The 19,140-nt window shown below is 69.8% G+C and carries 15 protein-coding genes and 1 tRNA gene; 15 read left to right on the top strand and 1 reads right to left on the bottom strand.

What is annotated here, in order from left to right:
• Positions 1-147 precede the first annotated feature (147 nt).
• From ACQUQD_RS25060 to ACQUQD_RS25110, 11 genes are all read left to right on the top strand, one after another.
• On the top strand, positions 148-1,044 hold the full coding sequence (locus tag ACQUQD_RS25060) for an FAD binding domain-containing protein (RefSeq protein ID WP_428954374.1): 897 nt from the start codon (positions 148-150) through the stop codon (positions 1,042-1,044).
• Positions 1,041-2,411, top strand: a complete 1,371-nt coding sequence (locus ACQUQD_RS25065; protein WP_428954375.1) for a (2Fe-2S)-binding protein — start codon at positions 1,041-1,043, stop codon at positions 2,409-2,411. The genes ACQUQD_RS25060 and ACQUQD_RS25065 overlap by 4 nt, the downstream gene beginning before the upstream one ends.
• Positions 2,408-4,735 carry a xanthine dehydrogenase family protein molybdopterin-binding subunit gene (locus tag ACQUQD_RS25070; RefSeq protein WP_428954376.1) on the top strand — a complete coding sequence of 776 codons (2,328 nt, stop codon included), beginning with the start codon at positions 2,408-2,410 and terminating at the stop codon, positions 4,733-4,735. The genes ACQUQD_RS25065 and ACQUQD_RS25070 overlap by 4 nt, the downstream gene beginning before the upstream one ends.
• A 240-nt stretch (positions 4,736-4,975) precedes the next feature.
• On the top strand, positions 4,976-5,560 hold the full coding sequence (locus tag ACQUQD_RS25075) for a hypothetical protein (RefSeq protein ID WP_428954377.1): 585 nt from the start codon (positions 4,976-4,978) through the stop codon (positions 5,558-5,560).
• Positions 5,560-7,239, top strand: coding sequence for a translation initiation factor IF-2 (locus ACQUQD_RS25080; RefSeq protein WP_428954378.1), 1,680 nt, complete (start codon positions 5,560-5,562; stop codon positions 7,237-7,239). The genes ACQUQD_RS25075 and ACQUQD_RS25080 overlap by 1 nt, the downstream gene beginning before the upstream one ends.
• Positions 7,240-7,243: 4 nt before the next feature.
• On the top strand, positions 7,244-8,629 hold the full coding sequence (gene mycP / locus ACQUQD_RS25085) for a type VII secretion-associated serine protease mycosin (protein WP_428954379.1): 1,386 nt from the start codon (positions 7,244-7,246) through the stop codon (positions 8,627-8,629).
• A gap of 264 nt (positions 8,630-8,893) precedes the next feature.
• The gene (locus ACQUQD_RS25090) at positions 8,894-9,391 is read left to right on the top strand and encodes a hypothetical protein (RefSeq protein WP_428954380.1); all 498 of its coding nucleotides are present in this window, start codon (positions 8,894-8,896) and stop codon (positions 9,389-9,391) included.
• A gap of 62 nt (positions 9,392-9,453) precedes the next feature.
• A complete protein-coding gene (locus ACQUQD_RS25095) occupies positions 9,454-11,742 on the top strand; it encodes a hypothetical protein (RefSeq protein ID WP_428954381.1) in 2,289 nt (762 codons plus the stop codon).
• Positions 11,743-11,768: 26 nt separating this feature from the next.
• Positions 11,769-12,311, top strand: a complete 543-nt coding sequence (locus tag ACQUQD_RS25100) for a hypothetical protein (RefSeq protein ID WP_428954382.1) — start codon at positions 11,769-11,771, stop codon at positions 12,309-12,311.
• Positions 12,312-12,533: 222 nt separating this feature from the next.
• On the top strand, positions 12,534-12,920 hold the full coding sequence (locus ACQUQD_RS25105; RefSeq protein WP_428954383.1) for a hypothetical protein: 387 nt from the start codon (positions 12,534-12,536) through the stop codon (positions 12,918-12,920).
• Positions 12,921-13,069: 149 nt separating this feature from the next.
• Entirely contained in the window at positions 13,070-13,225 is a 156-nt protein-coding gene (locus tag ACQUQD_RS25110; RefSeq protein WP_428954384.1) for a hypothetical protein, read from the top strand.
• Positions 13,226-13,323: 98 nt separating this feature from the next.
• Here the strand turns inward: ACQUQD_RS25110 and ACQUQD_RS25115 are convergent.
• Positions 13,324-13,395: transfer RNA gene (locus ACQUQD_RS25115), tRNA-Cys, on the bottom strand.
• A gap of 227 nt (positions 13,396-13,622) precedes the next feature.
• Between ACQUQD_RS25115 and ACQUQD_RS25120 the strand changes: the two genes are divergently transcribed.
• The 4 genes from ACQUQD_RS25120 (at position 13,623) to ACQUQD_RS25135 (ending at position 19,140) form a co-directional block, all read left to right on the top strand.
• Entirely contained in the window at positions 13,623-15,101 is a 1,479-nt protein-coding gene (locus ACQUQD_RS25120; protein ID WP_428954385.1) for an MFS transporter, read from the top strand.
• Between the two features lie 349 nt (positions 15,102-15,450).
• Positions 15,451-17,244: a DEAD/DEAH box helicase gene (locus ACQUQD_RS25125; protein WP_428954386.1), complete on the top strand. Its 1,794-nt coding sequence runs from the start codon at positions 15,451-15,453 to the stop codon at positions 17,242-17,244.
• A 290-nt stretch (positions 17,245-17,534) separates the two neighbouring features.
• The gene (locus ACQUQD_RS25130; RefSeq protein WP_428954387.1) at positions 17,535-18,176 is read left to right on the top strand and encodes an IclR family transcriptional regulator; all 642 of its coding nucleotides are present in this window, start codon (positions 17,535-17,537) and stop codon (positions 18,174-18,176) included.
• 172 nt (positions 18,177-18,348) lie between these two features.
• Positions 18,349-19,140 (top strand): S16 family serine protease, encoded by a 792-nt coding sequence (locus ACQUQD_RS25135; protein WP_428954388.1) that lies wholly within the window; start codon positions 18,349-18,351, stop codon positions 19,138-19,140.

Below are 19,140 nucleotides of genomic sequence, written 5' to 3' on the forward strand. Positions count from 1 at the left end.
ATGTGCCAGAGTTGCCACGTCCGGCCGGTCAGCACGTACCGTACGGCGGAACAGGCGTAACGGCGGGTACGGCGGTCGCACGACAGTTCACGCGGCGATCACCGAGCCACCGGGCGCACGGCCGGACATCGGGAAGGGGCAGCCGGTTTGACCACGCACGCACCGCAGGCGACACAGGCCGCGGTACTTCCGGGTTCGCTGGACGAGGCGGTCGCGGCGCTCGCGGCCATGCCCGCCGCCGTGCCCGTGGCCGGCGGCACCGATCTCATGGCCCAGGTCAACGCGGGTCAACTCCGCCCCGCGGCCCTCGTCGGCCTCGGCCGGATCAGCGAGATCCGCGGCTGGCAGTACCAGGACGGGCACGCGCTGCTCGGCGCCGGCCTCACCCACGCCCGCATGGGCCGCCCCGACTTCGCCGCCCTCATCCCGGCCCTGGCCGCCTCCGCGCGCGCCGCGGGCCCGCCCCAGATCCGCAACGCCGGCACCCTCGGCGGCAACATCGCCTCGGCCGCCCCGACCAACGACACGCTGCCCGTGCTGGCCGCCCTGGAGGCCACGCTGATCATCGCGGGGCCGCAGGGCGCGCGCCGCGAGGTCCCCGTGTCCCATCTGCTGGCCGGAATGGAGATGCTGCGCCCGGGCGAGCTGATCGGCTTCGTCCGGGTTCCGCTGCTGCACGCCCCGCAGGTCTTCCTGAAGGCGACGGGCCGCACCGGACCCGGCCGGGCCACCGCGTCCGTCGCGCTGGTCCTCGACCCCGCCCGGCGCGGGGTGCGCTGCGCCGTCGGGGCCATCGCGCCGATGCCGCTGCGCCCGCTGGAGGCCGAGCAGTGGGTGGCCTCGCTCATCGACTGGGACGGCGACCGCGGTGCGCTCGTGCCCGAGGCCGTGCAGGCGTTCGGCGAGTACGTCGCCGCGGCCTGCATCCCCGACCCGGCCCCGGCCCCGGACGGCACGCAGGAGACGCTGCCGCCCGCCGTACTGCATCTGCGGCGCACCGTCGCCGCGCTGGCCCGACGTGCACTTGGGAGGGCGCTGTCGTGACGAACGAGTACAACGGTCCCGATGCGGGCGCCGCGCCCGACCCGGACGGCTGGCAGCCGCTGCCCCAGGGCGACTACGACTCCGACGCCACGGCCTTCGTGCAACTGCCCCCCGACGGTTTCCCGGACGCCGCCCCGCTGGCCGCCCCGGGCCACGGGTACGTGCCGCCGCAGATAACGGTGAGCCCGGCCACGGGCGCCGCCGCGACCGACCCGGCGGCGACCGGCGTGTGGGTGCTGCCGCCGGAGCTGACCGGAGCGGGCGGCGCCGACCCGGCGGGACAGCAGACCGGCTGGCCCACGGCGACCCGGGAACCGGAGCCCGCCCCGGAGCCGTACAGCGCCGCGCAGGGTGACACGGGGCAATGGTCGATCCCGGTCGCGGACGGCGAACTGCTCGATGAATCGGGGGAGTTCACCACCTCCTCGCTGGCCGCCCAGTGGGGCGACCGCACGCCTCCCGCGACGCTTCCCGGCGGCGCGCCCGCGCCCTGGGCGTCCGAGCCGTGGGCACAGCCGGCCGAGGCGCCCGAGCCGGAGCCGCAGCCCGAGCCCGTACAGCAGCCCGAGCCCGAGCCCGTACAGCAGGCGGAGCCGGAACCGGAACCGGTCGAGGCGCCCGTCGAGCCGACGGCACCGGAACCGGAGCCGGAGGCCGACATCGAGGCGGTCGTCGAAGCGGAAGCGGAGCCTGAAGCGGCACCGGATCAGGTTCTGGAAACAGAGCCGGAGCCGGAGCCGGAGTCGCGGGAGGGCGACGCCTCCCCGGCCTCCGCCCCGCTCCACGACGACCACCCCGTGACCAGCTACGTCCTGCGGGTCAACGGCACCGACCGCCCCGTCACCGACGCCTGGATCGGCGAGTCGCTCCTGTACGTGCTGCGCGAGCGCCTCGGCCTCGCGGGCGCCAAGGACGGCTGCTCGCAGGGCGAGTGCGGCGCGTGCAACGTCCAGGTGGACGGCCGCCTCGTCGCCTCCTGCCTGGTGCCCGCGGCGACCACCGCCGGCAGCGAGGTCCGCACCGTCGAGGGCCTCGCGGACGACGGACAGGCCTCCGACGTGCAGCGCGCGCTGGCCGCCTGCGGCGCCGTCCAGTGCGGGTTCTGCGTCCCCGGCATGGCGATGACGGTCCACGACCTGCTCGAGGGCAACCCGAACCCCACCGACCTCGAGACCCGCCAGGCCCTCTGCGGCAACCTGTGCCGCTGCTCCGGCTACCGCGGCGTACTCGACGCCGTGCGCCAGGTCGCCGACGAGCGGCAGGCATCCGCGGAGGCGGCGGAGAGCACCGCCGAGGACGAGCCCCGCATCCCGCGCCAGGGGGGCCCGGCCACCAGTGAGGACTTCCAGGACGGAGGCCGGGCGTGACCAACGAGACGACGGAGGTCCCCGCGACCCCCGAGACGGAAGAGATCCCGCACGGCCTCGGCACGACCCTGCCCTCCGTGGAGGCGCGCGCCAAGGCCGAGGGCACCTTCCCCTACGCCTCCGACCTGTGGGCCGAGGGACTCCTGTGGGCGGCGATCCTGCGCTCCCCGCACGCGCACGCACGCGTGGTCTCCATCGACACCACCCACGCGCGCGAGATGCCCGGCGTCCGCGCCGTCGTCACGCACGAGGACGTCCCCGGCGGCCCGCTGCCCGGCCACCGCACGGCCGACCGCCCGGTGTTCGCCTCCGACGTCGTACGCCACCACGGCGAGCCGCTCGCGGCGGTGGCCGCCGACCACCCGGACACGGCGCGCATGGCGGCCGCGGCGATCATCGTCGAGTACGAGGTCCTGGACCCGGTCACGGACCCGGAGCAGTCCTTCGCGGCCGAACCCCTGCACCCCGACGGCAACCTGGTCCGCCACATCCCGCTCAGCCACGGCGACCTCGACGCGACGGGCGAGGTGATCGTCGAGGGCCTCTACCGCATCGGCCGCCAGGACCCGGCGCCCATCGGCGCGGAAGCCGGTCTGGCGGTGCCCCGCCCCGACGGCGGCGTGGAGCTGTACATCGCCTCGACCGACCCGCACGGCGACCGCGACGTGGCGGCGGCCCGCTACGGCCTGGAGCCGGAGCGCGTGAAGGTCGTGGTCACGGGCGTCGCGGGCGCGACGGCCGACCGCGAGGACCCGAGCTTCCACCTCCCCCTCGGCCTGCTGGCGCTGAGCACGGGCTGCCCGGTCAAGCTGACGGCGACCCGTGAGGAATCCTTCCTGGGCCACCCGCACCGCCACCCGACCCTGCTGCGCTACCGCCACCACGCGGACGCCGAGGGCAAGTTGGTGAAGGTGGAGGCGCAGATCCTCCTCGACGCGGGTGCCTACGCGGACACGTCCTCGGACGCTCTCGCGGCAGCGGTCGCCTTCGCCTGCGGCCCCTATGTCGTCCCCCACGCCTCGATCGAGGGCTGGGCGGTGCGCACGAACAACCCGCCCTCCGGTCACGTACGCGGAGAGGGCGCACTCCAGGTCTGCGCGGCCTACGAGGCCCAGATGGACAAGCTGGCGAAGAAGCTGGGCGTGGACCCGGCGGAGCTGCGCATGCGCAACGTCCTCGCGACCGGCGACGTGCTCCCCACCGGCCAGACGGTGACCTGCCCGGCCCCGGTCGCCGAACTCCTCGACGCGGTAAGGAACTTCCCGCTCCCGGCGCTCCCCAAGGACACCCCGGAGGAGGACTGGCTGCTGCCCGGCGGCCCCGAGGGCGCGGGCGAGCCCGGCGCGGTCCGCCGCGGCGTCGGCTACGGCATCGGCATGGTGCACATGCTGGGCGCCGAGGGCACCGACGAGGTCTCGACGGCCACGGTCAAGGTCCAGGGCGGCGTGGCCACGGTCATCTGCGCGGCGGTCGAGACGGGCCAGGGCTTCACCACCCTCGCCCGCCAGATCGTCCAGGAGACGCTGGGTATCGACGAGGTCCACGTGGCCCCGGTCGACACGGACCAGCCGCCGGCCGGGCCGGGCTGCCGAGGCCGTCACACCTGGGTGTCGGGCGGCGCGGTCGAGCGGGCGGCGAAGATGGTCCGCACGCAGTTGTTGCAGCCCTTGGCCCACAAGTTCGGCATGTCCACGGAGCTGCTGCAGATCGCCGACGGCAAGATCACGTCGTACGACGGTGTCCTCTCCACGACGGTCGAAGAGGCCATGGACGGCAAGGAGTTGTGGGCGACGGCCCAGTGCCGCCCGCACCCGACGGAGCCCCTGGACGCCGCAGGCCAGGGCGACGCGTTCGTGGGCCTGGCCTTCTGCGCGATCCGCGCCGTCGTGGACGTCGACATCGAGATCGGCTCGGTGCGGGTGGTGGAACTGGCGGTGGCCCAGGACGTCGGACGGGTCCTGAATCCGGGGCAGTTGGCGGCCCGTATCGAGGCGGGCGTCACGCAGGGAGTGGGCGCGGCCCTCACGGAGAACCTCCGGACGCCCAAGGGCGTCGTCCGGCGCCCTGACCTCACCGGCTACGCACTTCCCACCTCACTGGACGCCCCCGACATCCGGATCGTGAAGCTGGTGGAGGAACGCGACGTCGTGGCCCCGTTCGGCGCGAAGGCGGCGAGCGCGGTACCGGTGGTGGCGTCCCCGGCGGCCGTCGCCTCGGCGGTACGGGCGGCCACGGGGCGCCCCGTGAACCGTTTGCCCATCCGGCCGCAGGCGGCGGTGGTAGCGGAGCCGGTCGCGTCCGGCGCGGCGGAGTCAACTGCCTGACGGCGCCAATCCGTTGTTGCCCGCCTCTGCCTCTGCCCCTGCCCCTGCCCCTGCGCGGCGCAACCGTTCCGAACTGTGACGTGCCGTGGCGTTCCGTGACGTGATGTGAGTTGCTTCGGTCATGTGGCGCCTGTGAACTGTCAGTGTGCGTGGCTAGAGTTGTGACCGGACTTCGGCTCCGCGTCGACTGCGCGGGGCCCGAGGCACGGGGACTTACGGGGGAACGGGAGGGCGTACGCGATGGCGGACGACAAGGGTGGCGGCTCGGGCGGGCTCGGCGGCTGGGCGTTCAGCGTGGTCGAGGCGGCGAAGGACGCGGCCGGGGACATCGTCACGGAGCTGGAGTCGTTCACGAAGTTCCAGCAGCGGGTGGATCAGCTGATCAGGAACCTCAAGGGTTCTGAGGCCGGTCCGCAGAAGGTGGGCCAAGAGCCACTGGCACGGGCGCAGTTCGGCGGTGGCACGCAGGGCTGGGGTGACGCGGACGGTCTTTTTGCCAACTACCAGAAGGTCATCTCCGATCTGGAGAGCTTCTCGAAACTGCTGTCCGACTCGATAGAGGCCATGGGTATCGCGGTGCTGGCCTCGCACAAGGGTTACGAGAACATCGACGTCGAGATCCGGGACCGGATGGCGGCCATCTCCGCGGACACCAAGGAGCACTACGGCGGCAGCTACGACCCGGAGAAGTCCAAGCTGTGGCATGACGGCAAGGGACCGGGGATGGCCGACATCGGGACGGGCGGCTCCAACGACGACTCCGATGCCGGGGGCGACAAGCCGACACCCGCGGCCAATGGCAGCTACAAGGGTGGGAAGGCCTGATGGCTAAGGATCCGTTCGACGGGATGAGCCACGAGGAGATGTTGGAGTGGCTCGACAAGGCGAACTCCGGCACGGTGCAGGCCGCGGCGGACAGGCTCGTGGCGGCAGCCAAGGAGATCCACTCGATCGCTGAAGACCTGAAGGTCCGGCCTCAGTGGGTGAACTGGAAGGGCGACGGAGCGGAGGCCTTCCGTACATGGGCGGGTGATCTGGCCAATGCGACGCTCGCGTTGGGGGACTTCAGCCAGGACTCGTCGAAGTGGCTGGGCCAGGCGGCGACTGCGATCAGTACGGCGCAGGTCTCCATCCCGCGCGACAAGGCGAGTGCCCAGGCGAACCTTGACGCGGCCAAGGCCGCCCACAATGACCCGGACGCTGCGGCTGTCGCCGGCAAGTCGTCGAGTGAATTGCAGGCGATCGCGGCGAACAAGGAAAAGGTTCGCCAGGAAGCCGCCGGCGAGATGCGGAAGCTGGGCCAGGCGTACTCGTTGTCGTCCACGCAGATGGGCAGCCTGGCGCGGCCCAAATTCCCGCCGCCGCCCGACGCCGTGGTGCCGCACGGCGGCTCCAGTCAGGACCTCGCGCGCCCTGGCGCCACCGGTTCGGGCAGCGCAGCGGAGGCGGGGACGCCGACCGGATCCAGGGATGCCGCAACCGGGCACGCCGTGGCGGACCAGGCACAGCCGAGAGTCGTCTCCGATGAACGTCCGCACGCCCGCATCACGACCCCCGATGTCCCACCATCCGATGGTGTGCGCCCGGCCGACGTCGCACCGCCTGCACGGATGGACATCGACTCGGTCGACACACTGCCCGAGACAGCCCAGGGCCGGAACACGCCCCCTGGCCCGTCTGCTCCAGGCACCGGTCCGCAGCCTCCCGTGACAGGGGCCACCCCGCCGGCCTACGGCGGACCGACCCCGAATCCGGTCGCCGGGCGCCCGCTCGGCCCACCAGCGGCAGCTCGTGGCGCCACATCCGGTCCCAGCGCCATGGGATCGGGGAAACCCACCGGTACTTCGCCAGGGACCTCTGCCACGGGGCGCCCGTCTTCCCCGGGTACGCGAAGCCCGATGACAGGCGGCCAGGGCGTCACCGGTACGGGTCGGCCGGCGGGAGGCGGCCGACCCGGGCGTCTGCCGACGAACAACGGAGTCGCCGGTGGCCGCCCGCAAGCGCCAACAGGTAAGTCCGGCAGCGGAATTCCGCGTGGCACGGTCGTGGGTGGTGAAACAGGCGGCGGTGCTTCCACGGGGCGGACCGCGCCCGGCATCGGTCGCCCGTCCGGCGGCCGGCCCGGTGCTGCTGCTGAGGGTGCCGTGGGACAGCGAGGTGGCGCTACCTCTGGACGGCGGGGCGCGAGTCAGGGTGACGGGATCGTCGGCGGCCGGGGACAACAGCAGGGGCGCGCAGGCGCGCGTTCGTTCAGTTCCGGTGGCTCCGGCCTTGTACGTGGCCAGAACAGCGCCGGCAACGGCGGCCCTGAAGAGTCGCGAGCAACGAATCAGTCAGGTCGTGCCGGGTCTGTTCCCTCGGGCGCACGTCCCGGGCGGCGCCGCGAGGAGAACCAGGAGGAGCGGCCCGACTACGTCGTCGAAGACGAGGCGACATGGCAGGCTGACGCGCGACGCAACGTCCCCTCAGTGGTAGACGACACTTCCAAGAACAGCGAGAGGTAGCCACGTGCCCACCATCGGTCATCGTCGCAAGCGTGCAGGAGCCGTGGCTTCGGCACTCTTCGGTCTGCTGTTGGTGGGCACGGCAACCACCCCCGCCCATGCGGAGTCGACGCGCTCGCAACAGTGGTTCCTCGATGTCATGCACGCCGAATCGATGTGGAAGACAAGCACTGGCACAGGCGTCAAGGTGGCTGTGATCGACACGGGGGTCGACACGGGCAACGCCGACTTGAAGGGCCGCGTGCTGGATGGCAAGGACCTCGCGTCGTCCAAGCGGGCGGGGGACGAGCACACCGACTACGACGGACACGGTACCGGCATGGCAGGCCTCATCGCCGGCACCGGCGCCTTCGGAGGGGGACAGGGAGCATTCGGCCTCGCACCCGGGGCGCAGATCCTCCCCGTCCGGATGCCGGATGCCAGCGAGATCACCTCCTTCGCGATGGCGGACCGCATGAGCCAGGCGATCCGCTACTCGGTGGACGCGGGCGCCAAGGTCATCAACATCTCCATGGGTGGTGGAGCCGACTCGCGGAAGTTGAAGGACGCGGTGGGCTACGCCATCGAGAAGGGCGCGTTGATCTTCGCGGCGGTGGGCAACAGCGGGGCCTCCAGCAACACCGTCGAGTATCCGGCGGCCACTCCAGGCGTGGTCGGAGTCGGCGCGGTGGGGAAGAACCTCACCAAGACCGGTGAATCGACGGCAGGTTCTCAAGTCGACCTCTCCGCACCCGGCGACGAGATGGTCCATGCCTGCGGAGGCAAGACCGGCCTGTGCAAGACCAGCGGGAGCAGTGACGCCACGGCCCTCGCCTCGGCCAGTGCCGCCCTGATCTGGTCCAAGCACCCGAACTGGACCAACAACCAGGTCCTCCGGGTCATGCTCAACACGATCGGTGGACCGACTGACGGCGCGAAGCGCAACGACGGCATCGGCTACGGAATCGTCCGGCCTCGCATCGCCCTGAAGACTCCCGGCGCCCCGGGCCCGGCAGACAAGTTCCCGATGGCGGACTATCCGGCCGCCGCCACGTCGCCCTCTTCGGGAGCCTCGAAGGGCACGGGTGCCCAGACCTCGGATGGCGACCAGGCCGCGGACAGCTCAGCGAAGTCCGACGACAGCAATGCCGGGCTGTGGATCGGCGTGGGCGTTGCCGTCGTCGTGGTGATCGGCGCCGCTGTCGCGTTCGGCCTGACGCGGCGGCGTCGCCGCGACGCTCAGCAGCTTCCTCCGCCGGCCGCGCCGATGCAGCCCTATCCGGGAGGCCCGTCCGGTACGCCGTACGGCACTCAACAGCCCTACGGAAATCAGCAGTTCACGGGGCAGCAGCCGTACGGCTCGCCGACGCCGGGCAGCAATCCCGACCACAATCCCTACCACGGCTCCTGATCCTGGCCTCTATGGTGCCGCTATGCCTCAGGCGGTCGCCGCACAAGGGTGTATCGACAGCAGCCGTACAACGGTCAGCAGGTCGTCAACTTTGAGTTGAATTAGTCGACTTCTCGCGGAAGGCGTGGAGCGCCCGGTTCTGCGGCCCGCGAAGGTGTGCAAACCGTGCGGGCTTTTCCTTGCTCCGACACTGAACAGTTGCAGTTGCTAGCGTGCATGGAGCGAATCCAGTCAGAGGTAGCCATACGGGGAGAGTTGTCGGCCATGGCATGGGATGAGTGGGAAGAGCTCAAGGGAAAGCACACTTCGACCGGAATGCAGCTGAATGGCATCCCGGCGGACGAGACGACCACGACGACGACCGGTGACCTTGAGGTCGGACATGGTGATCTGACCAAGCTCGGCAAGAGCGCGCACGAGCTGTACAACCAACTCTGGGACCGTGCGCGTGTCAACGTCGCGAGCAGTGACTCGGCTGCGGGAAGCCTGACGAAGCAGGGCTTCGAACTCGGTTCAGGACTGAAGCACGTATCCAGTCGCTGGGACGAGCAGTTGAAGTCCCTCATGGACGCCTGCGCCCAGATCACCAACCACATGCAGACCACAAAGCGGGTGCATGACGATGACGACAACTACATCCGTCGGCAGATGAGCAGTATCGACGCCCTGGACGCAGGCTTTGACGAGCGAGTTGGTGAGCCGGGAGGCAAGAACCCCGCCTACTACGGCAAGCCGGACAAGGGCGAGAAGAAGGATGAATAGCGACGTCGTGCTCGTCACAGGTCGCCAGCGCTTCTCAACTGCCCGCACGGAAAGGTACCGCCATGGACCTCGATGATCTGCGCTTCGCCAACTTTGCCTCAGTCGACGAGGCCGTCAAGGACTGGTCGACGCTCGTCGGGAATCTCAAAGATCTTCAGGATCAGGCCGAGAAGGGGCTGCATCAATCGGCCAACAAGGCCGACTGGTCCGGTGTCAACGCGCAGGTCAGCAAGGAGTTCATCGGCAAGACCGCTGGTGAGTTCGCTGACGCCCACACCCAGGCGAAGACGATCCACAGGATTCTCGACGACACCGTCGGAGAGCTGAAGCAGCACCAAGAGGACCTCAAGGCGGCCATCGAACGAGGGCTGAAGAAGAACCTGACCGTGCAGGACACCGGTAATGGGGGCTTCACGGTCACCATGAACATCCACCCGGACCGGGCCGGGAAGGGCACTACGGTTCCCGAGCACGACGAGAGCGACGTCACTGCCCTGCGGGATGAGGTGCAGGGCATCATGCGCAAGGCCACGGAGAGCGACAAGTCGGCGAAGTTGGTCCTCACTGCGATCGTGGATCAGGCAGAGATGGGCTTCACCGACGCCGACTACAAGGACCGGGACGAGGCGGCGGCAGCCGTCAAGGAAGCCGACGAGCTGGCAAGGCTGGCGAAGAAGGACCCCGGTGACTTGACGGTCAAGGAGTTCGACCAGCTGAACGCGGGGATGAAGAAGTACCACGACGACCCGTTGTTCTCGGAGCGGTTCGCCACGGCCCTCGGCCCGAAGAAGACGATGGAGTTCTGGGCCGGGGTCACCAACCCTTATGAGAACCGCGACTTGTACCTCGCACGTCGCGAACAGCTGGATGACCTCCAGAAGAACATGAGCATGACGCTCGCCACCGCTACCCAGAGCGACTCGACGGCCATGTCGCACTGGAAGCAGGACATGATCGATCAGGGTGACAAGCGTCTCGGGCGCAACGGCGGTGGTCCGATGGGCTTCCAGGTGATGAGCAACCTGATGCGGGCCGGCGACTATGACGACAGTTTCATGACGCAGTACGGAAAGCGGCTCATGGAAACTGAGCGAGACCTTACGGCCAAGGGCGAGCGTCGCAATATTGCTTGGCAGCACCTCGGGATGGACCAGCGGCTCAACTTCATCGGTGAGGAAGGCGGTGACACCGGTGATGACCCGCTGACGGGCTACCTCAAGGGGTTGTCCAACAGCCCTGCTGCGGCAACCGACTTCTTCAACGACGAGTACCTTCCCAAGGACGACGACCATAAGCACGCGGTGAGTAACTTCAAGTACCTCTTCGAGCAGCGGGAATGGCCGGATGAGGCAAACATGAAGGGCGAAAGCGTAGATACCGGCAGGAACAATCTGGCGATGGCTCTCGAAGCAGCCACCACCGGACACCCTGCGGGCGAGCTCCCGACGCTGGACACGCCGGCACACAATGCCGACCAGGCCAAGCTGTTCAGCTCCATTGTGTCCTCTGTGGGGGATAAGCCAGAGCGTCTCTCGGACCACGGCTACATGTCTGACAGCCTGGGGCAGATCGGCTCTGAGTACCTTCCGGATATCAATCGAGCAGAGAGCGGAGTCAACCCGGACAGCGATCCCGAATCCTGGGCGGAGATCGAGAAGCTTTATCCGGCGAACGGAGAGGCCGCTGACCTCGCTCCGCGTGCCACGAACAAGTTCCTCTTCGCGGTGGGGCAGAACCCTGAAGGGTACGCGGCCATTGAGGTGGGGCAGAAGGACTACATGTCGCGGTTGATGGAGTACCACCTCAACCCGGAGCTACCGGAGGATATGCGGTACTCCGATGATCCCGAGACGACGATCAAGGCGATCGGCCAGAGTTCGGGACAGGTATCCGGGGTCCTTGGGCTCGGTCGGCAGGAGGAACTGGCCGGCCCTTCTTCGGTGGAGGACGAGGATTACGGCAAGTCCATGGCCCAGTACAAGAACCTTATCTCGGGAACCGCCGGCACGATTACGGGCGTCGGCACTTCATTCATCGCGACTCCCTGGGCCGGAGCGCTGGTTGGGGGAGCGGTCGGCACGGTAACTGGTAGCGTCCTTGAAGGTGTATTCGCCGATGCGGAGGGACATGCACTGGCTGATTCGGCGGATGAGAGGGGAGACCTCTGGCAGGTCGGGCGGGAAGAGAACAACACCAGGACTAGCCAGGCGGCTCGGCTTGCTGCCGAGAAGTACGGAGATGTCGACGCCAGCGACGCGGCTGGTTGGGCACGCGCGGCAGCTGACCAGGGATTCATCAACGCTCGACCCGTGCTGGACGGGCAGGCCCCCGGCAGCATGACAACCGAGTGACCACGAGCCGGCAAAGGAAGCCCTCGATGTTTCTGGATACTTTTTCCCGACCACGATTCCTGGCGATTTCCGCCGCTGTGGGCTGCCTGGCGTTCACACTTTCAGGATGCTCTGGCGAAGAACCCAAGCGTGAATATTCAACTCCCAGTTCATTGTGCGGCACCAAGATCGAGGCCAATCTCCTTGAAGAGTTCCTTCCCGCGGGTGAGAAGCTGACGGTAAGGGGAAGGCGAGTGGGGCCTGATACGACACACTGTGATGTGCGTGTCGACTCCAAAACAATTCTTGTCACAACGCAGACCTGGTGGGAATCCGGGTCCACCGTTGCGCGGTTTGCAATGGGGCAGACCCTTGACGACCCAGATAAATCATCAGGGGCTGGATCCTATCTCTACTCGGGGTATCAAGCGTTTGGCAAGGTCACGGACTGTGTGAACCCTGACCATGAGGATCAAGAGCTGTACACCGGGCTGCAGGCAACCGGTTCCAAGCATCGCGATGCTGATTCCATGCTGCAGATGATCAAGTCCTACACGAAAGATGTGCGGGGCTCGCAGCAATGCCAATAGGGTCTTTGGGCTGACGGTAGACCGATGCTTCGGGCCGGGGCGTTGAACGATGTTTCGGCCCGTTCTCATCGGCTCCCTCCGGCGACAACAACGGAAGAAACATGTACGGGATGGCGCACAACAGGAGTCGTCTGAGCCCTGTCGCATTCGGGGCAGCGCTACTGGTCGCAGCGCGAATATGCGATCCCGAGCAGCTTGTGCGGCACGAAAGTCTCAAGCGCGTTGCTGGAGCCGCTGCTGTCGCCAGGGAAGAAGGTATCTGCGCAACCTACCTCTGCCGTTGGCGCTGAACGCTGTCGGCTCGAGGCCGACGGTGAAGTGGTGTTCTCGAGCAGTGTGGAGACGCGGGCCGGGGACGTCTCGGCCAGGGACGTGGCTGAGTCCGCCATCGGTGTCGAACCCACGGATTCCGCGACGAGCAACGGCCGGTTCCTCTATGCCAAGACCGGTGCGGTCGGCCGTGTGCAGTGTCCTTCTTCTGCGAAGTCGGATCGGTCATTGTGGGTGACAGCGCGGACGACACACACGACAACGGCCAAGGACATGCTCGCCTTCACCCAGGACTACGCGACGGGCGCTGCCGATACGCATTCCTGCGCTGAGCTGTGATGTTCTCCTCGCGTCGACTGCTCGTATCGCTTTTTGCTTTGGCCGACTGCACATGTCCGGCCGCCTCGCGTGGCTCGGTCGGGGCGGCCGAAGGGTGGGTTTGGGGAGTCGTACCGTGGTTGTGCCATGTGTCGGAGAGGAGCGGTGTCGTGGATGAACCCCTGCCGCGCGGGCGGGAGGAGTCCCCGCCGCGCGCCTACGAACCCGCGCCCTCGGCCCGCAAGCTGTTGCTCTTCGTGCTCGTGTTCGTCGGCTTCGCCGTGGTGGTCGTCGGCGGAGGCGTCATTCTGACCGCCGGCGGGTGAGGGCCGGTCGCCGCTGGTCGGGGACGACGAAGGGGCGCCCCGCCGAAGCGGGGCGCCCCTTCACGGACGCGCAGCTCAGCGCCGTTGAGCTGCGTGAGAGGCCGTGACCGGAATCGAACCGGTGTGCTTCGCTTTGCAGGCGAATCCCTAAACCACTCGGGCACACGGCCAAACCCCGAATCCCCGAAGTTCGGAAGAACTCCCCCGTCGGGATCCGGTGCTTCGACCGTAGGCGCCCGGCCGAGGGCCGTTCAAGGCTCCGGCCCGGCCCGCAACGCGACTGCCATACGCCGTTCATGATCCGGCGCGGTGCCCTGCGGGGCGTACGACCAAGGGACCAGCTCAACCCCGCCTCCGGACAGGGGTCAGAGCGTTCCATGCCCCTTACTGTGACCGCATGGCCGCCCTCGAAGACGACGTAGACGAAGTAGATGAAGTGCAAGGCGACAGCGCCGTTGCCCCTGCACCGATCCTCTCCACCTCTGAGACCGAAGGCGTCCTGGGGCGTACCTATCGCGCCCTCAGCATCGGCATCGTCACCGTCGTTCTCCTCATCGCCTTCGAGGCGACCGCCGTCGGGACCGCGATGCCCGTCGCCGCGCGGGAGCTGGACGGGGTGGCGCTGTACGCCTTCGCGTTCTCCGGGTACTTCACCACCAGCCTCTTCGGCATGGTGCTCGCCGGGCAGTGGGCCGACCGGAGCGGGCCGCTGGGCCCGGTCACGGCCGGGATCGGGACCTTCGCCGCGGGGCTCGTGCTCGCCGGGACCGCCGGTGGCATGTGGCTGTTCGTCGCCGGGCGGGCCGTGCAGGGGCTGGGCGGCGGGCTGGTGATCGTGGCGCTGTACGTCGTCGTCAGCCGGGCCTACCCGGCGCGGCTGCGGCCCGCGATCATGGCGGCGTTCGCGGCGAGCTGGGTCGTACCCTCCGTCGTCGGGCCGCTGGCCGCCGGTGCCGTCACCGAGCAGCTCGGGTGGCGGTGGGTGTTCCTCGGGATTCCGGTGCTGGTCGTCCTGCCCCTCGCGCTCGCGCTGCCGCAGATCCGGCGGCGGGCCGGCGGTCCGGCCGAGGGCGCGGTCGCCGGGGCGTTCGACCGGCGGCGGATCCGGCTCGCGTTCGGGATCTCCGCGGGGGCCGGGCTGCTCCAGTACGCCGCCCAGGACCTGCGGGTCCTCTCCCTGCTGCCCGGCGTCGCCGGCGCCGCACTCCTCGTGCCGTCCGTGCTCGGGCTGCTGCCGCGCGGCACGTACCGGGCCGTGCGCGGGCTGCCGTCGGTGGTGCTGCTGCGCGGGATCGCGGCGGGGGCCTTCATCGCGGCGGAGTCGTTCGTGCCGCTGATGCTGGTCACCCAGCGGGGGCTGTCGCCGACGCTCGCCGGGTTCTCGCTGGCGGCGGGCGGCGCCACCTGGGCCCTGGGGTCCTGGGTGCAGTCGCGGCCCCGGCTCGAGCCCTACCGGGAGCGGCTCGTCGCCGGCGGCATGGTGCTCGTCGCCGCCGCCATCGCCGCCGCCCCGAGCGTCCTGATCCATGCCGTGCCGGTGTGGACCGTGGCCGTGGCGTGGGGGTTCGGCTGCCTGGGGATGGGGCTGGTCATCTCGTCGACCAGCGTGATGCTGCTCCAGCTGTCCGCGCCGGAGGAGGCCGGGGCGAACTCCGCCGCCCTCCAGATCTCCGACGGCCTGTCGAACGTCGTACTCCTCGCCGCCGGTGGCGCCGCCTTCGCCGCGCTCGGCGGGGGAGCGGTCGGAGCGGCCGGGCACGGGGTGACCGAAGGCGCGGGCGGCTCCCACCCGGCCGCCTTCCTCGCCGTGTTCCTCCCGATGGCGGCCGTCGCGCTCGCCGGGGCGTGGGTGGGGACGCGGCTGCGGGAGCGGTGACCCTGGCGGCGGCCGGCCTCGGGTGGTGGCGGGGCCCGGCGGCGCACGTGGTGGTCCTGGCCGGACTTCGGCCCGCGCCGCGCCCCGACACGGCAGCGTCGCCTCCCGACCGACCGCCCCACCGCACGCAGCCCCACGGAACCATCACCGCCCCGCGCCTCACCAAGATCCAGGCCCCCGCCCGGTGACGTACCCGCGACTCCCCGTGAACTCAGGCCAGTTGATCTGTGACGCGCGTCCCAACCCTCCCTCGCCCGGCCTCGTCCACCGCGATCGTCAACTTCGTCACCGGTAGGGTGGCCCGGTTGTCATACGTAGCCGTGCCGTCGACCTCAAGTAACCGGAGACCGTGACTACCACCGCCGCCTCCTCGTCCCATCACCTCTCGCCCGCCTTCCCCGGCCGCGCCCCCTGGGGCACCGCCAACAAGCTGCGCGCCTGGCAGCAGGGGGCGATGGACAGGTACATCCAGGAGCAGCCGCGCGACTTCCTCGCGGTCGCCACCCCGGGAGCCGGAAAGACCACGTTCGCGCTGACGCTCGCGTCATGGCTGCTGCACCATCACGTCGTGCAGCAGGTGACCGTGGTCGCGCCGACCGAGCACCTGAAGAAGCAGTGGGCCGAAGCGGCCGCCCGGATAGGGATCAAGCTGGACCCGGAGTACAGCGCGGGCCCGCTCAGCAAGGAGTACCAGGGCGTCGCCGTGACGTACGCGGGTGTGGGCGTGCGGCCGATGCTGCACCGCAACCGCAGCGAGCAGCGCAAGACCCTCGTCATCCTCGACGAGATCCACCACGCCGGTGACAGCAAGTCGTGGGGTGAGGCGTGCCTGGAGGCGTTCGAGCCCGCCACCCGGCGGCTCGCCCTCACCGGTACGCCGTTCCGGTCCGACACGAACCCCATCCCCTTCGTCCAGTACGAGGAGGGGAACGACGGCATCCGGCGCTCGTCCGCCGACTACACGTACGGCTACGGCAGCGCGCTCGGCGACGGCGTCGTGCGGCCCGTCATCTTCCTCTCCTACAGCGGCAACATGCGCTGGCGCACGAAGGCCGGTGACGAGATCGCGGCGCGGCTCGGTGAGCCGATGACCAAGGACGCCGTCAGCCAGGCCTGGCGCACCGCCCTCGACCCGCGCGGCGAGTGGATGCCCAGCGTGCTGCGGGCCGCCGACGCCCGGCTCACCGAGGTCCGCAAGGGCATCCCGGACGCGGGCGCCCTCGTCATCGCCTCCGACCAGGACTCGGCACGCGCGTACGCGAAGCTGATCCGGGAGATCACCGGGACCAAGGCGACCGTCGTGCTCTCCGACGACACCGGCGCCTCGAAGCGGATCGACGACTTCGCGGCGAGCGAGGACCGCTGGATGGTCGCCGTGCGCATGGTGTCCGAGGGCGTCGACGTGCCGCGCCTCGCGGTCGGGGTGTACGCCACCACCATCTCCACCCCGCTCTTCTTCGCGCAGGCCGTGGGCCGTTTCGTGCGTTCGCGCAGGCGTGGCGAGACCGCGTCCGTCTTCCTGCCCACCGTCCCCGACCTGCTCGGCTTCGCCAACGAGATGGAGGTCGAGCGCGACCACGTGCTCGACAAGCCGAAGAAGGACGGGGAGGAGGACCCCTACGCCGAGTCCGAGAAGGAGATGGAGGAGGCGAACAAGGAGCAGGACGAGGACACCGGCGAGCAGGAGCAGTTCTCCTTCGAGGCGCTGGAGTCCGAGGCCGTCTTCGACCGGGTCCTCTACGACGGCGCCGAGTTCGGCATGCAGGCCCACCCGGGCAGCGAGGAGGAGCAGGACTACCTCGGGATTCCCGGGCTCCTCGAACCCGACCAGGTGCAGATGCTGCTGCAGAAGCGGCAGGCCCGGCAGATCGCGCACAGCAAGAAGAAGCCGGACACCGAGGCCGATCTGCTCGAACTGCCCGCCGAGCGGCGGCCCGTGGTCTCCCACAAGGAGATGATGGAGCTGCGCAAGCAGCTCAACACGATCGTCGGCGCGTACGTCCATCAGAGCGGCAAGCCGCACGGTGTGATCCACACCGAGCTGCGGCGGGTGTGCGGCGGACCGCCGAGCGCCGAGGCCACCGCCGGCCAGCTGCGGCAGCGCATCGCCAAGGTCCAGGAGTGGGCCACGCGGATGAAGTGACCCCCGGCCGCACATCCGGACCGGGGCAATCACCCACAAGTCAGGCTCCGCGGTGCCCGGATTCTGGACGGAGTCTTCCGCTCAGCGGGACGACCTCGCTACATTCCCGGCAACGCACACGCCCCGTGGCAGCGCCGCCGCGGAGCGCAGCCGGTACGTACCGAAGACAGTCGTATGCAGCCCAGCGCCTGATCACCGACCGGCGGCTCTGACGCGCGTCGCCCCACGGGACAGGCGGCGCAACCGCCGCGTAGGAGACCGCCGACCCTCACCACTAAGGAGTGGGCGTCGTGACCGCGGAGACCTCCCAGACGCTCGACCGGGGACTGCGCGTCCTCAAACTGCTCGCCGACACCGACCACGGACTGACCGTGACCGAGCTGTCCAACAAGCTCGGCGTCAACCGGACCGTCGTCTACCGTCTGCTCGCCACCCTGGAACAGCACGCCCTCGTCCGCCGTGACCTGGGCGGCCGCGCCCGGGTCGGCCTCGGCGTGCTGCGCCTGGGCCGGCAGGTCCATCCGCTGGTGCGCGAGGCCGCGCTGCCGGCGTTGCGCTCGCTGGCCGAGGACATCGGCGCCACCGCGCATCTGACGCTGGTGGACGGATCCGAGGCGCTGGCCGTGGCCGTCGTCGAGCCGACCTGGACCGACTATCACGTGGCCTACCGGACCGGGTTCCGGCATCCGCTGGACAAGGGCGCCGCGGGCCGCGCCATCCTCGCCTCCCGGCAGGGCACCCTGCCCGAACCCGGCTACACCCTCACCCACGGCGAACTGGAGGCGGGCGCGAGCGGGGCCGCGGCGCCGCTGCTCGGGGTGACCGGGCTCGAGGGCAGCGTCGGGGTCGTGATGCTGGCGGATGCGGTGCCGGAGCGGGTGGGGCCGCGGGTGATGGACGCGGCTCGGGAGGTCGCCGACGCGTTGCGCTGACCGCGCGGGGGCGGGGTGGGGTGCGGCGGGGTCGTGGCCTGCGCCTCTTCGCCGTGGTCGGGTGCGTCTCGTTGGCGGCCTCGGCTTTCGTCGTGGCGCGAGAAGCCCCACCGGGCCGCACCCGGCGACAGCCGCCCCGCGCCTCACGACCCCGCCGCGTTAGATTGGGCCCGTGCTCAACCGCCTCAGCCCCCCTGCTGCCCTCGCCCTGTGCGCGCTGCCCGTCGTCGCGCTGCTCGCGGTGGCCGGCCTGGCCCCGCTGCCGTTCTCGGTGGCGCAGCCGGGTCCCACCACGAACGTGCTCGGGGACTCGGACGGCAAGCCCGTCATCGAGATCACCGGCGCGCCCACCCGCGACACGAAGGGCCAGCTGCGCGCGGTGACCATCGTGGCGACCGGGCCCGACGCCACCGTGCACCTCGGCGACGTGATCGACGGCTGGTTCGCGGAGGACCGCGCGATCATGCCGCGTGACTCCGTCTATCCGTCGAGGGGCTCCACCAAGGAGATCGAGCAGCACAACGCGGACGAGATGAAGGGCTCCCAGGACGCCGCCACCGAGGCCGCGCTGTCCTACCTCGGAGACGACTCCGACAAGGTCAGGGTCACCCTGCAGCTCGGCGACGTCGGCGGGCCCAGCGCGGGCCTGCTCTTCTCGCTCGGCATCGTCGACATGCTCGACGGCGACGGCAGCGGCGGCGAGCTGACCGGCGGGAAGTCCATCGCGGGCACCGGCACCATCGACGCGGACGGCAAGGTCGGCGCGGTCGGGGGAGTGTCCCTGAAGGTGCAGGCCGCCGACCGGGACGGCGCCACCGTCTTCCTCGTACCGAAGGCGGAGTGCTCGGACGCCAAGGCGTCGGCGCCGAAGTCGATGCGGCTGATCCCGGTGACCACGCTCAAGGGCGCGGTCACCGATCTGACGCACCTGGAGAAAGGGTCCGGCAGCGTTCCCGCGTGCTGA

The sequence above is a fragment of the Streptomyces sp. cg35 genome (genome assembly GCF_050410835.1).
GTDB lineage: Bacteria > Actinomycetota > Actinomycetes > Streptomycetales > Streptomycetaceae > Streptomyces.